Here is a 14,697-nt window from a genome sequence, read left to right as displayed (position 1 = left end):
CGCATTGCCTGCCCTTAAAACACAAGGCCCCGCAGTGTGCGGGGCCTTGAGGTTACAGCAGGACGCTGAGTGATTATTCGGTGCGGAAACGTGCCACCAGCTGGCGCAGGCTGCTGCTGAGCTGGCTCTGCTCGCGCGAATAATGTTCCACTTCCGCCGCCTGCGCTGAGACCTGATTGACCGCCTCGTTGATGGAGACGATGTTCTGGTTGATATCCTCGGTCACCAGATGTTGCTCTTCGGTGGCACTGGCGGTCTGCATGGTCATATCACGGATGGTCTGTACCGCCGCTTCGATGCTCTCAAAGGCACCCATCGCTTCTTCCGACAGACGCATGGCTTCGCTGGACTCAGTCAGGCTGTGGTCCATAGTCACGGTCACTTCCTGAATACGGCTGACCAGCAGGTTAAGGATACGGTTGATCTGCTCGGTGGAATCCTGTGTGCGTCTGGCCAGATTACGCACCTCATCGGCCACCACGGCGAAACCACGACCCTGTTCACCGGCACGGGCGGCCTCGATGGCGGCGTTGAGCGCCAGCAGGTTGGTCTGCTCAGCAATCTGCTGGATGGTAGAGAGGATGTTATTGATGTTCACCGTCTCCTTCTCCAGCTCCTGAATCACTTCACTGGACTGCTGCATACTGCGGCCCAGCTTGTTGACCCCGGCGGCACTGCGGTTGATCACTTCCTTGCCGTTGCGGGTAGCGGCCAGCCCCTGCTCCGACACTTCGGCCGTGTGCACACAGTTTTTCGCCACATCGTTGGCCGCCGACGACATCTGCGTGACTGCGGTGACGATCTGTTCTACCGCGCTGAGCTGATGCTGCATGGTCTTGGCCATGGAGGCGGAGCGCTGGCTGGTCTGGTCGGACACTTCGTGAATAGTCACGGCATTGTCCTTGATCACCCGGATCATGCCCTGCGTCGACTCGATAAACTGGTTGAACCACTTGGCCAGCTCACCGGTTTCATCCTGACTGAGAATAGCCAGACGGCGGGTCAGATCACCTTCACCCTGCGCGATGGTTTGCAGGCCGTCTTTGACCAGATTGATCGGGGTGCTGATACGACGGGCGATAATTACCCCGACAATACCGAACACCACCACCAGCACCACGCTGACCGCTAGCGTCAGCCAGGTCAGGTTATAGGCGCTGGCATAGATTTCGGCCTTCTGCTTGAAGCCGATCAGCTTCCAGCCCAGTGTCGGTGAGGTGTAGACGTTGGCCATGTAGTCGACGCCATCAATGCTCAGATCAACCACACCGTTGGTAGTGCTGCCCAGCGTAGCAAAGTAGGGGTCTTTCAGCTCAGAGAGCTTCTTGAAGTTATTCTTGGGCTGATGTCCATCCACCAGCAGGGTGCCGCTGCCTTCCACCAGCATAAAGAAGCCGGTGTCACCAAAGCGGATTTTCTGCGTCATGTCGGTCAGGGACTTGAGCGACACATCGATGGCGACCACCCCGGCAAACTGCCCGGCGGTGTTCTTGAAGCCTTTCAGCACCGAGACATAGACCGCATCGTCCGGCTCCCAGTAGTAGCCATCACGACGGCCCAGTTTGAAATTGGAGTCTTTACCGATGGTGTACCAGGGGCGTTTGCGTGGATCCCAGTCACCGTAGTCACCGGTGCCCGGCCATTCGATATAGCCGCCCTTGGCGTCACTCATATAGACATAACCCAGTGCCGGGTTGTTGTTACCAATGCTGGAGAAGTAATCAAAGATCTGCTTTTCCCGCCCACCCTTGGCCGTGGCCACCTGCGCGGGCTTTTGCGCCGCACCGAAGTAGGTGGTGATATCACCGTTGTCGGCATCCTTGAGCGCCGGATAGTCTGCCATCGCCGACACGGTGTGGCCGACCGAATCAAAGAAGGTCGTGAAGGTGTTTTCCACCAGTTTCACGTCCAGGTTACTGGTTTCGACAAAGTCTTCACGGGCCTGATTGGTGACACTGTGAATGGTCAGCGCCGCCACGATCAGCACGGGCAACAGGGTGGTAACCAGAAAGGTCGATAACAGCTTGGCTTTAATACTCATCGCAAATCGCTCTGGTTGGTTGGCAGTGAACCAAGTGTAGGCATTTTTTTACATCGCTGCGTGTCGATTCCCGACAGCAGCTGAGGAAAGGCTTCGCTTTCCACCTTAATCACAAATCACCATTAATGCGCCTGCCTGACAGCAAAGCAGGAGGATTTGTCTTAAAAACGCCAGTTGCGCGAACGCCGGTCAGCCGTCGTCGGGGAGTTGTTGAACAAAACCCTGCGATAACACCGCAGAATGAGCCAGATCGGCGCAGAACTGCACATAACTGTGCACGACAAGGCTACTGAAAGATAAAAAAGGCAGGTCAGAAAGCCTGACCTGCCAATGGAGATAACACCGTGTGAAAAGAAGCGCTGTCAGCCCGCGCTGGCCAGTTGTCCAGCCGCATAGAACGCAAAGGGCGCCGCCAGCAGGATGCTGAGCGCGGTGCGCTGGAACCAGATCACCACCATCTGCCGCACGCTCAGCGGGATGTCAGTCGACAGTACGCAGGGAATGGTGGCAGAGAAAAACAGGATCGACGACACCGACACCACCGCAATAACAAAGCGCGACACCACATCGGCCTGTGTCATCAGCAGGGCGGGAAGGAACATTTCTGCCAGTCCACTGGCTGTGGCTTTTGCCAGCACCAGTGGCTCCGGCAGCTGTGCCAGCCAGGCGAAGGGGTAGAACAGATAGCCGAGAATATCGAACAGCGGCGTGTACTTGGCAACCAGCAGGCCGATCAGCCCCACTGACAGGATGGAAGGCAGAATCCCCATGGCCATCATGACGCCTTCCCTGACGTTGGTTGCCACGCTCTTCAGCAACGGTTCGGCCGATTCCGCCACCTTGATGCCTTCGCTGAGGGCATGACTGAAGCGGTTACCGGACTGCGCCACCGGCTCGGGTTGTGAGGCGTGGTTATCCATGCCGGCCAGCGGCCACAGCCGGACATGGATGGCGGTGACGGCAAAACTGACAATCAGGGTCGACCAGAAGTACAGGTTCCAGATATCCATCAGGCCCAGCGTTTTGGCCACAATCACCATGAAGGTGGCAGAGACGGTAGAGAAACCGGTGGCAATGATGGCGGCTTCCTTGGCGGAATAACCACCTGCCTTGTACACCCGGTTGGTGATCAGCAGGCCGATGGAGTAACTGCCGACAAAGGAGGCCACCGCATCAATGGCTGAACGGCCCGGGGTTTTCCATACCGGACGCATGATCGGCTGCACCAGCACGCCCACCAGCTCCAGCAGGCCATAACCAATCAGAAAGGCCAGGAAGACCGCACCGATGGGCACGATCAGGCCCACGGGAATCACCAGCTTATGGAACAGGAAGGGCAGCATGTCCTTGCTGAACAGCAGCGCCGGGCCTACCTCGAAATAGGCCATAAAGCCCACCACCACACCCAGCAGCTTGAGCAGCGAAAAGACCCGGCTGGTCAGGTTGCGGCTCCAGCTGCCGCTGACAAAGGGATAGACACCGCCAGCGACGATCAGTACCAGCGCATAAATACCGACCGCACCAGTGGCTTCGCTACGCAGCCAGCTGACCATGTGATCCAGCGGAATAGTGCTGACACCCTTGATGGTTACCGGCACAAAGAAAAACAGAATACCGATCAGGCTGAACAGCATCAGCTTGACCAGCGAAGGGAAACGACGCTCTTCCTGTACGGCAGAACTGGACGAAGTCATCACTTGGCTCCTGTGGGGGATTTAACACAGCAGGGCATGTCTGTGTCGCTGTTGTTGTTATTGGTTGTATATACAAATACATACAAATAAACCATAGCGTCAACCCTTAACTGCGCCCACTGGCTTGTTACGACTCACCGTTGCCAGAGGCGACCCGTATCCGTCATCGCCAGCATGCCCAATGAGGACAACCGCCATCAGCTGCAACGTAAATGTCGATCTATCGGGATGACCTCTGCGGTGTCCTGATCAATAATGTCAGGCTGTCTTGACCCTATTGCCTCATGGCACTGCCCGTGCCGTTCACTCTGCGAGGACCTGCACGTGACTCCCGCCAGCCCGCTTACCCTTCAGCCTGCTATTGACTGGCGTGCCGTACTCTCAGTGCTGCTGTCGGTATTTCTGGTGGTAATGGATGTATCCATCGCCAATGTGGCGCTGCCCAGCCTGAGCCAGGAGCTGCAGGTCTCTGCCGCCAGCTCGGTGTGGATTGTCAGTATTTATCAGGTCGCCGCAGCCGCCTCGTTGTTACCCTTTGCCGCCCTGGGTGGCCGCTTCAGTAACCGCATCGTCTATATCAGCGGGCTGGCCATGTTTCTGCTGTGTTCGCTGCTCTGCGCTCTGGCGCAGAACTTCACCACGCTGGTCATCGCCCGCTTTGCTCAGGGCCTCGGCGCCAGTGCGGTCATGGCCGTCAATGCTGCCATGCTGGCGCAGCTTTTCCCGCTACAGCGACTGGGTCAGGGTATAGGCTGGAACGCGCTGACAGTGGGGGTCGCCTTTGCTGCCGGTCCGCTGGTGTCAGCCATGCTGCTGACCTTTGCTGACTGGCGCTGGCTGTTTCTGATCAACCTGCCGCTGGGCGGTATCGCCCTGTTGGGCTGTCTGCGTTATCTGCCCACGTCCAGTTCGCTGCCCGGCAGCTTCCGCCCTCTGGCCTCACTGTTGTGCTTCCTGCTGTTCCTCTGCGGCGGGCTGGCGGTGGTGCTGTACTCGCAGGGCCAGCACAATATGTATCTGTCTCTCTCTGCCGCTATCGCGGTGCTCACCGCACTGGGCTTATGGTGGGTTGAGCGTGGCCAGAGTACGCCCGTGGTGCCTGTTGATTTGCTGAAAAACCCCATGTTCCGTCTATCCAACCTTACGGCCCTGTTCGCCTTTACCACGCAGGCCAGCATCTTTGTCGCGCTGCCGTTCTACTTCACCCATCTGATGCAGATGAGTGCCCTGCACACCGGCGCGATGATGACGCCCTGGTCTGCCGCCGTCGCATTGATGGCGCCGCTGGTGGGCCGGGCGGCGGACCGCTGGCATCCGGGCCCGATGGGGGCGGTGGGTTTTACCCTGATTGCTCTGGGTATCACCCTGTTTCTGCTCTGGCATGACAGCAGCAGCCTGATTCTGGTGTACATGGTGATCTGCGGTGTCGGCTTCTCGCTGTTTCAGTCGCCCAATCAGCGCGCCATTCTGACCAGTGCTCCGTCACAGCGGCGTAGTGCGGCCAGTGGCATGGTGGCCTGTGTGCGGCTGATAGGCCAGTGCCTCGGCGCCGGGCTGACGGCGCTTTGTCTGCTGGGCGGAGATCAGCAGGGGCCGGTCTATGCCCTCAGTCTGGCGATCATACTGGCGTTGCTGGCCGCCCTGTGCAGTGGCCTGCGCTGGCGCATCCGTACAGCAGCTCCTGTGGCCAGACCCTGACACCGTTCCTGGCTGCAATTTTCTACAAGGCAGCGCTGCAGACGCTGGGCATACTGCGGACAAACCCACCGTGTGACCCAGAGAAGCACCATGACCTCATCCCTGCGCCCTGCCTTTCACAGCGACAACGTGGCGGGTGCCTCACCTCAGGTGCTGGCGGCCATTACTGAAGCCGCCGCTGGCAGTGCCGTGCCTTATGGCGGAGATGAACTGAGCAACAGGGTGGCTGACCGGCTGGCAGACATGTTTGATTGTGAACTGAGTGTGGCGCCGGTCGCTACCGGCACCGCCGCCAACTGCCTGGCCCTAACAGGCTGTTGAAAAACGTTATCGAGGCAGCCGAGACAAGGAAAAAACAGGCGAAAAAGCGGAGTTTAGTGAGCTAAATGAGCATTTTGAGCCTGTTTTTGACGCGGTATTCGGCAACGCAGATAGATTTTCAACAGCCTGCTAAGCAGCCTGACCCCGCCCTGGGGAGCGGTGCTGTGCCATGCCGACAGCCATATTCACAATGATGAGAACACCGCTCCCGAGTTCTTCACTGGTGGCGCACGCCTGATCAGTGTGGCCGGTGCGGAGGGCAAGCTTGATCCACAGGTGCTGTCAGCCGCACTGGCCCGCCGTCAGGGCGATGTGCATTCGCCACAGCCCGCTACGGTTTCCATTACCCAGATCACCGAGGTGGGCAGTCTCTATTCACTGGCAGAAATTCGAGGCATTGGTGAGATCTGCCGGCAGGCAGGTGTGCCACTGCATATGGACGGTGCGCGCTTTGCCAACGCGCTGGTGGCGCTGGACTGCAGCCCGGCAGCCATGACCTGGCAGGCCGGGGTAACTGCACTGAGCTTCGGGGCCAGCAAAAACGGCGTACTGGCAGCGGAAGCGGTGGTGCTCTTTGATACCAGCAAAAGTGATGAGCTGGCCTACCGCCGCAAGCGCAGTGGCCATCTGTTCTCCAAGATGCGGCTGCTGTCTGCCCAGCTGGATGCCTATCTGCAGGATGACTTGTGGCTGCACAACGCCCGTCATGCCAATGCCATGGCGACACGGCTGGCCGCCGGACTGGCAGCGGTGCCGGGGGTGCAAATACTGGGAAAGGCAGAGGCCAACATGCTGTTCTGCCAGCTGCCGCAACCGATGATTACCCGGCTGCTGGCGGAGGGTTATGGCTTCTATACCGGTCGCTGGGCACCCGGTGTGGTGCGGCTGGTGACGTCCTTCGCCACCACGGCAGCCGAGGTCGATGCCTTTATCGCCGGTGCCGCCGCCTGCGCAGAGCCACAGCAGAAAGGTGACAACATGAATCTCATCCACTGCGCATCGGCCACGCGACAGTGGTGAACCAGCCTCCCGCAGGTGACTTCACTCACGATTCACCCTGTTGCGATGCAGGATAAGACCCAGCCTGTGACCGCTACGCGCAAGGTCACAGGCATGCCTCCGGCTGGTCCATCAGGACGCCAGCTTGACCCCAAGGCCAATAAAGGCCGCGCCCACTACCCGGTCCAGCCAGCCTTTCAACCGCTGATTACCGGACATGCGCTGGCTCAGACTGCCAGCCACCATGGCGACCAGCAGATTCCAGGCGGTGCCCATCACCACGAACACCGCGCCCAGCAGCAGGAACGCCAGTGAAGTGTGCTGGCTGTCTGCCGCCACAAACTGCGGAAAGAACGACAGGAAGAACAGGATCACCTTGGGATTAAGCAGATTGGTGATAAAGCCCTGCATGAACAGGCGCTTCGGGCTCATCGGTGGCGCGGCCACGGGTGCCGTGCCTTCGGCGTGGTGGTGCCGCTGACGCCAGGATGCCCGCAGCAGATTGATACCCAGATACATCAGGTACAGCGCCCCCAGAATCTTGATCAGCAGGAAGGCTGACGGCGACGCGGCCAGAATGGCACTAAGGCCAAAGGCACAGGCCAGGGAATGAATGACACTACCGGCACCAATCCCCAGTGCCGACAGGGCACCGGCCAGTCGTCCCTGTGCCACACTGCGACCGACCACAAAGGCGGTATCGGGGCCAGGAGTGATATTGAGCAGAAAAGTGGCGCCGACAAACAGCGGGAAGCTGATAATTCCAAGCATGATGACCTGTCTCTTTGACCCAGCAGAGCGCTTTAACTTAATAGCGTGGGGGCTCAGCCTAACAAACTCCGTGACCGGCCAGACTGAATTTTGCTAATCGACCACCCGGCTGCCGACTAATCCCTGAGCACTGCTGCCGCGGCGGGCAGCAGACCATAGCGCCCCGGCGTAACCCCCATGATGCGTTTGAAACAGCGATTGAGGTGGCTCTGATCGACAAAGCCTGCCTGCTGCGCCACATCGCGCAGCGCCATGCCCTGCAGGATCAGCCGTCGCGCCAGAGCAATACGCTGCTGCAGCTGATAGGTATGAGGCGGCAAACCCACCGTACGCTGGAACAGTCGGGTCAGGTAGAAGGGGTTGAGCCCGGCGATGGCGGCCAGCGTCTCGATGCCAAGATTGTCCTGACAGTGCGCATCGATATAGTCGCGCACCCGCTGCACAGCCAGCGGCGCTTCCTGCAGCATGGCAACACTGCGCCGCTGGCCACCGTGGCGCAGCATCAGCTGTGCCATGGCGTCCATCATCAGGGTCTGACGCTGCAGTGAATTACCGCCCTGACCGGCAGCCAGCAGACGGAACAGCTGACGCAACTGGCGCACCAGCAGCGGATCATGAATTACCGAGTCACGGAAGTAGGGCAGGCCACCGAGCTGCAGCTCGTCACTGAGTTCGGCGAACACTGCAGGCAACGGATAAATGGCCTGATAGGACCAGCCACCCTCGCTGGCGGCATGGCCGTCATGTACCTCATCGGCATTGACGATAATCAGGCAGTCCTGTGACGCCACATGGTTGCTGCCATTGCGGAAAAAGCGCTGGGCACCGCATTCAATCACCCCGATGGTGTAGCCCTCATGGGAATGACGGGAAAACCGCTGGCGCTCATAGGTTGCCTGCAGCAGCTCCAGCCCTCCGACATCAGCGGCATGAATAAAACGCGCCTGCTCCATTGCTCCTCAACTCATCAGGGTGATCATTGCTGCCAACAGTCAGCAGCAACGGTCAGTATAGCTGCCGGCCTAAGCGGAAGTTTTGGATGATTTTGACTTTGGCCGGTGCCCGCTCGTTGTGATAGCCGAGGCCCGGCACCAAAATGACCGCATTAAAGGCCTGATAAAGGAGCTTTTAACTGACCTCATGAATTCTTGCCACCGTCGCGGCCAGTATCACTGAGTTCAGAGCCAACCCATGAGGGTGGCCTGCAGCCCCCACGGTGAGCCTGTGGCTGTACTGAACCGCAACAAGCCTGCGTTCTACTGTATCCCTGCGGCAACCTACGAAATGCTTATGGATAAGCTGGAAGATCTCGAACTACTGGCATTGGCCAGACAGCGGCAAAGCGAGGAAAGGGTCGGCAAACGTGAACGCAGTGAAGCCTATAGCACAGCCCAGCAACGGGCGGATGAGTAGTCCTGCCATATTGTGGTCCTCCAGACCCGACCCCGTATGCTGCAGCATGTTTTCACTCCGCTGGCAGCAATACTGTCGCTGGGCATTTTCTGCTCAGACCAGTATCATAGCGCCCCTTTGCTTTCGCACTGCTGTAACGCCCTTCTGACACACTGCTGGCATCCCGACGCCCAGCATCACGGCACGCGACAACCTGATCCTGTTGGCCTGACCAACACCACTGATTTGAAACGAGGCATCAAACCTTGATCTCTACCGCCAATATCACCATGCAGTTTGGTGCCAAACCGCTGTTTGAAAATATTTCCGTCAAATTCGGCGAAGGCAACCGCTATGGCCTGATCGGCGCCAACGGCTGCGGCAAGTCGACCTTTATGAAGATTCTGGGCGGTGATCTGGAGCCCAGCGCCGGTAACGTCGCCTATGAACCCAACATCCGTGTTGCCAAGCTGAAGCAGGATCAGTTCGCCTACGAAGACTTCACTGTGATCGATACCGTGATCATGGGCCATGCCGAGCTGTGGGCAGTCAAACAGGAACGTGACCGCATCTACTCGCTGCCAGAAATGAGCGAAGAAGACGGCATGAAGGTAGCCGATCTGGAAGCCCAGTTTGCCGAGCTGGATGGCTACACCGCCGAATCCCGTGCTGGCGAGCTGCTGCTCGGTCTGGATATTCCACTGGAACAGCACTTCGGCACCATGAGCGCGGTTGCACCGGGCTGGAAACTGCGTGTGCTGCTGGCGCAGGTGCTGTTTGCCGCGCCCGACATCATGCTGCTCGACGAGCCGACCAACAACCTCGACATCAACGCCATCCGCTGGCTGGAAGGGGTGCTGAGCGAGCGCAACTGCACCATGATCATCATTTCCCACGATCGTCACTTCCTTAACAGCATCTGCTCACACATGGCCGATCTGGACTACGGCGAACTGCGCATCTATCCCGGCAACTATGACGAGTACATGACCGCCGCCACTCAGGCACGCGAGCGTCTGCTGTCTGACAACGCCAAGAAGAAAGCCCAGATTGCCGAGCTGCAATCCTTCGTCAGCCGCTTCTCGGCCAACGCCTCCAAGGCCAAGCAGGCCACCTCACGCGCCAAGCAGATCGACAAGATCCAGCTGGCCGAGGTCAAGGCTTCCAGCCGTCAGAGCCCGTTCATCCGCTTTGATCAGGACAAGAAGCTGTACCGTCTGGCACTGGAAGTGGAAAAACTGGGTCAGGGCTACAGCGACAACCTGCTGTTCAGCAAGGTCAACCTCAGCATCGAGGTGGGCGAAAAAGTAGCCATCATCGGTCAGAACGGTATCGGTAAATCCACCCTCATCAACACGCTGGCCGGCATGATGGAACCCAAAGCCGGTATGGTGAAATGGGCAGAAAACGCCAAGATCGGCTTCTTCGCCCAGAACCACAGCGCCGACTTCGCTGATGACGAAACCCTTTACGACTGGATGGCGCAGTGGAAAAACCCCAATGAAGACGAGCAGTATGTTCGCTCGATTCTGGGCCGGATGCTGTTCTCCCAGCACGATATCGCCAAGAAGGTGAAAGTGCTGTCAGGGGGTGAGAAGGGCCGCATGCTGTACGGCAAACTGATCATGCAGCGTCCCAACGTACTGCTGATGGACGAACCGACCAACCACATGGACATGGAAAGTATCGAAGCCCTCAACCTGGCGCTGGAAAACTATCCCGGCACCCTGATCTTCGTCAGCCATGACCGTCAGTTCGTTTCCTCGCTGGCCACCCGCATTCTGGAAATCACTGATAAGGGTATCAATGATTTCCACGGTACCTACGACGAGTACCTGCGCAGTCAGGGCGTGGAAGGGGTGTAACAACACACCGCCACACCGGAAAACAAAAAACCGGAGTGATCACCTCACTCCGGTTTTTTTTCACCTGCAACCTGACACCGCAAGAGTCTATATCCGTTCCTGCAGGGCCGTAATCAGCGCTTCGCGCCGCTGCAGGGTCTCGACACCCTGATCCCCCAGAATATGCGCCACCTCTGCCAGCAGCCCCTCCGCCAGCAGCATAAAACCGCACATGGAGTTGCTGTAGAACAGACTGTGGGTCGGCACCTGAAACACATGCGGGGTCAGACGTGCCAGCGGCGAGCTGGCCGAGTCGGTCAGGGCGATCAGCGGAATACCCTGACTGCGGGCCACTTCCGCCGTTTTCAGCACGGCGCTGGAGTAAGGGAAGCAACTGACCACGACCAGCACATCGTCTTCATTCAGAGGGGCCAGCCCCTGCGCCACCCCCTGTTGTGCCGGATCAAGCAGCGCCACTTCATCACGAATCAGCCCCAGACCGTACGACATAAACAGCGCGATAGAGGTCAGCTGACGCACGCCATGCACTCTTACCTTGCGCGCCTTAACCAGTAAGTGGGTACTGGCTTCCAGCTGTGTAGCGTCAATACTGCCGACCAGCGTGGCCAGGTTGGCACTTTCCTGCCGGGCCAGACGGGTGAACTGACTCAGCCCATCCACTTCACTGCCGCCCATCTGCAGACGACTGGCCTGCTCGCTGTAGAAATGGCTGCCCTCGGTCAGCTCACGACGGAACACCGCCTGCAGATCATTAAAGCCGCTGTAGCCCAGACGCTGCGCCAGACGTGACAGGGTGGAGGCATTGACCCCCAGTTCCGTCGCCAGCTGGCTGATGGTCGACACTGCTGCACGCTGTGGCTGTTCTACCATCGCCGTCAGTACCCGTCGGGCCTGTGCCCCCAGCCGCAACGCCACCTGACCCTGAGTGATCTGCTCCAGTAACTGACGCAGGGCAGGCAGCGTGGTAGGGGCAACAAGCTCGGCAACATCAGCCATAACGGGATCCTGTAAAGGTGAGTGAAGCACTTAGCAGGCGACGAGCGCATGGCGTTGAGCTGAGCTAAACGCGGGCCTGCAGCGCGATTGTAGGGAGGGAAGGGAAAGGGTGTAAACCCATCACGTCGGCATCGCGTCGTGATGGGCTGTTGATGTAGCTACTGATCAGTAGCGAGTTGATAAGTAGTGAATGGTCAGTACCGGGCGGTCGCATTCGATCCGCCCGGCACACGCCTGACGGTCAGGATGCTTCAGCGCGCAGCCCGGCGTTACGGCCGCGACTGCCTGCCTGACGCCGTGGCCATTGCATACCGATCACCAGCAGCAACAGTGCCAGTGCAGGCAGCCACATCCACTCCTTGGCCCAGCGCTCAACCGGTGCTTTGACGCTGACGATCTGCTGATCGAAGTCAAAGCCCAGATCCGCCGCGACACTGCCCATATCGACCATGTCGACCGTGACCTTGTCGCCGTCCTGCAGCAACTCCAGACCCAGGGTCTGCATACGGGTCTTACCGGGCTTGGCATCCACCACCGGCACCAGTACCACTTTGCTGACATGCTTGCCAAAGGCATTCATGCCCTCAATACGCACGCGCAGATCACTGTCTTTATCTGACTGTTCATAGCTCTGGGCAAACTGGCTGGGGGCAATCTCCTGATAGGGGTCATGCAGCATGTCCATCCAGAAACCGGGACGGAACAGACTGAAGGCCACCAGCAACAGCAGCAGGCTCTCATACCAGCGGCTGCGTGCCATAAACCAGCCCTGAGTGGCGGCAGCAAAGATCAGCATCGCCACAGTAGAGACGATAAAGATCAGCACGCCGTGCCAGAAGGTCACGTCGATCAGCAGCAGGTCGGTGTTGAAGATGAACAGGAACGGCAGCGCGGCCGTACGCAGGCTGTAGAGAAACGCCTGCACGCCGGTACGCATCGGATCATCACCGGAAATGGCCGCTGCGGCAAAGGACGCCAGCCCTACCGGCGGGGTCACGTCGGCCATGATGCCGAAGTAGAACACGAACAGGTGCACGGCGATCAGCGGGACCACCAGACCACTCTGCTGGCCCAGCTCAACGATTACCGGCGCCAGCAGGGCCGAAACCACAATGTAGTTGGCCGTAGTGGGCAGGCCCATGCCCAGAATCAGACTCAGGACGGCAGTCAGTACCAGCATCAGCAGCAGGTTGCCCATGGACAGGTATTCGACCAGATCGGCCAGCACCAGACCCACGCCGGTCTGCGACACCGCACCGACGACGATACCGGCGGTGGCGGTCGCGATACCGATGCCAATCATGTTACGGGCACCGGCCACCAGACCTTCCCACACATCGTTGACGCCATGCATGACGTCCGCCTTCAGCTCGCTGCGGCCACGCATCATGGCAATCAGCGGGCGCTGGGTCAGCATGATGCAGATCAGGAAGACGGTAGCCCAGAAGGCGGACAGACCGGGGGACAGGCGCTCGACCATCAGGCACCACACCAGTACCACTACCGGCAGCAGATAGTGCAGGCCCACCATCACGGTCGGGCGGGTTTGCGGCAGCTTGACCACAGGCTGATTGGGATCATCCATTTCCAGCTCAGGATAGCCCGAGCCCAGCTTCAGCAGACCCAGATACACCACGGCCAGCAGCACGCTGATCACCCAGGGCGCCGCCTCTCCCAGTGCCGGCTTCATCCAGCCCAGACCGTAATAGACCACACCGGAGGCAACAATCAGCATCACTACGCCGGTAACGAAGCCAAACAGTTTGCGCAGCAACGGACGTTGCGGATTGCTGCTGGGCAGACCGGTCATACCGGCTTTCAGCGCTTCCAGATGAACGATATAGAGCAGTGCAATGTAGGAAATGATGGCCGGCAGGAAGGCATGACGAATGACTTCAACATAGGGAATGCCGACGTATTCCACCATCAGGAAGGCAGCAGCGCCCATCACCGGGGGCATGATCTGACCATTGACCGAGGCGGCTACTTCTACTGCACCGGCCTGTGACGCGCTAAAGCCGACACGCTTCATCAGCGGGATAGTGAAGGTGCCTGTGGTGACCACGTTGGCAATGGAGGAGCCGGAAATCAGCCCGGTCAGACCAGAAGACACCACCGCCGCCTTGGCGGGGCCACCACGCAGATGACCCAGCATGGAGAAGGCCACCTTGATGAAGTAGTTACCGGCACCGGCGCTTTCCAGCAGAGCACCGAACAGCACAAACAGGAACACAAAGCTGGTGGAAACCCCCAGAGCAATACCGAAAACGCCCTGTGTGGTCAGCCACTGATGGTTGATCAGGGCATCCAGACTGACACCGCGGTGGGCCAGCATGCCGGGCATGTACTTGCCTGCCAGGGAATAAACGATGAAGACCAGCGCCACGATCATCAGCGGTGGGCCGAGGGTCCGGCGGGTGGCTTCCAGCAACAGCAGCATACCGGCCACGCCGACCAGTACGTCCTGCAGAATCGGCTGACCGGGGCGACCCGCCAGCTGCTCATAGAACATGTAGATATACAGCCCGGCCAGCATGGCAACGATAGCCAGCAGCCAGTCCAGGGCAGGAATACGGTCACGGGGTGAGGTCTTGAACGCCGGGTAGGCGAGGAAGGTCAGCAGCAGGGCGAAGGCCAGGTGAATCGAGCGTGCCTCGGTGGCGCTGAACACGCCAAAACCGAACACATAGGGCAGGGGCGAGGCCAGCCACAGCTGGAACAACGACCACAGAGCAGCTATCCCCAGCAGCAGGGGTTTGGCCATTCCCGCGGGGGAACGGGCGCCGGTGTCATTGGAGGCAACCATGTCCTCCAGTACGTCTTTGGCGTCTTGATGAGCGACGGGTGAGGTCATAGGCAGAGTCCGAACAAGCAGGAACGCAAGAAACGACAAGGGCAGCCTTGCAGGCTGCCCGTTTTA

Annotated in this window: 10 protein-coding genes and 1 pseudogene; 5 read left to right on the top strand and 6 right to left on the bottom strand. The window is 59.1% G+C overall.

Annotation, left to right across the window (positions count from 1 at the left end):
- Positions 1-73: 73 nt before the first annotated feature.
- A complete protein-coding gene (locus QCD60_RS11670; protein WP_279785426.1) occupies positions 74-2,041 on the bottom strand; it encodes a methyl-accepting chemotaxis protein in 1,968 nt (655 codons plus the stop codon).
- Between the two features lie 362 nt (positions 2,042-2,403).
- Positions 2,404-3,735, bottom strand: a complete 1,332-nt coding sequence (locus QCD60_RS11665; protein ID WP_279785424.1) for a YjiH family protein — start codon at positions 3,733-3,735, stop codon at positions 2,404-2,406.
- Positions 3,736-4,059: 324 nt separating this feature from the next.
- On the opposite strand from QCD60_RS11665, the gene QCD60_RS11660 reads away from it, so the two are divergent.
- The 3 genes from QCD60_RS11660 to QCD60_RS11650 all read left to right on the top strand — a co-directional run bounded on the left by QCD60_RS11660 (position 4,060) and on the right by QCD60_RS11650 (position 6,774).
- Positions 4,060-5,433 carry an MFS transporter gene (locus tag QCD60_RS11660; protein WP_279785422.1) on the top strand — a complete coding sequence of 458 codons (1,374 nt, stop codon included), beginning with the start codon at positions 4,060-4,062 and terminating at the stop codon, positions 5,431-5,433.
- Positions 5,434-5,523: 90 nt separating this feature from the next.
- Positions 5,524-5,754: a beta-eliminating lyase-related protein gene (locus tag QCD60_RS11655; RefSeq protein WP_279785419.1), complete on the top strand. Its 231-nt coding sequence runs from the start codon at positions 5,524-5,526 to the stop codon at positions 5,752-5,754.
- Positions 5,755-5,868: 114 nt separating this feature from the next.
- Complete coding sequence (locus QCD60_RS11650; RefSeq protein WP_347950223.1) at positions 5,869-6,774, top strand: beta-eliminating lyase-related protein; 906 nt, start codon at positions 5,869-5,871, stop codon at positions 6,772-6,774.
- Between the two features lie 111 nt (positions 6,775-6,885).
- Here QCD60_RS11650 and QCD60_RS11645 read toward each other — a convergent pair whose 3' ends face one another.
- Both QCD60_RS11645 and QCD60_RS11640 read right to left on the bottom strand, forming a co-directional pair.
- Positions 6,886-7,524 carry a LysE family translocator gene (locus QCD60_RS11645; RefSeq protein WP_279785417.1) on the bottom strand — a complete coding sequence of 213 codons (639 nt, stop codon included), beginning with the start codon at positions 7,522-7,524 and terminating at the stop codon, positions 6,886-6,888.
- Positions 7,525-7,640: 116 nt separating this feature from the next.
- Positions 7,641-8,477 (bottom strand): AraC family transcriptional regulator, encoded by an 837-nt coding sequence (locus QCD60_RS11640; RefSeq protein WP_279785416.1) that lies wholly within the window; start codon positions 8,475-8,477, stop codon positions 7,641-7,643.
- A gap of 215 nt (positions 8,478-8,692) precedes the next feature.
- On the opposite strand from QCD60_RS11640, the pseudogene QCD60_RS11635 reads away from it, so the two are divergent.
- Positions 8,693-8,937: pseudogene (locus QCD60_RS11635) on the top strand (antitoxin).
- Between the two features lie 245 nt (positions 8,938-9,182).
- Positions 9,183-10,781 (top strand): ABC-F family ATPase, encoded by a 1,599-nt coding sequence (locus QCD60_RS11630; RefSeq protein WP_279785413.1) that lies wholly within the window; start codon positions 9,183-9,185, stop codon positions 10,779-10,781.
- A gap of 87 nt (positions 10,782-10,868) precedes the next feature.
- Here the strand turns inward: QCD60_RS11630 and QCD60_RS11625 are convergent, their stop codons facing one another.
- Both QCD60_RS11625 and QCD60_RS11620 read right to left on the bottom strand, forming a co-directional pair.
- Positions 10,869-11,777, bottom strand: coding sequence for a MurR/RpiR family transcriptional regulator (locus QCD60_RS11625; protein WP_279785411.1), 909 nt, complete (start codon positions 11,775-11,777; stop codon positions 10,869-10,871).
- A gap of 241 nt (positions 11,778-12,018) precedes the next feature.
- The gene (locus QCD60_RS11620) at positions 12,019-14,631 is read right to left on the bottom strand and encodes a TRAP transporter permease (protein WP_279785409.1); all 2,613 of its coding nucleotides are present in this window, start codon (positions 14,629-14,631) and stop codon (positions 12,019-12,021) included.
- Between the last annotated feature and the right edge of the window lie 66 nt (positions 14,632-14,697).

It is taken from the genome of Pokkaliibacter sp. MBI-7, assembly GCF_029846635.1.
In the GTDB taxonomy this organism is placed as follows: Bacteria; Pseudomonadota; Gammaproteobacteria; order Pseudomonadales; family Balneatricaceae; genus Pokkaliibacter.
This window is presented reverse-complemented; position numbering and strand designations above follow the sequence as displayed.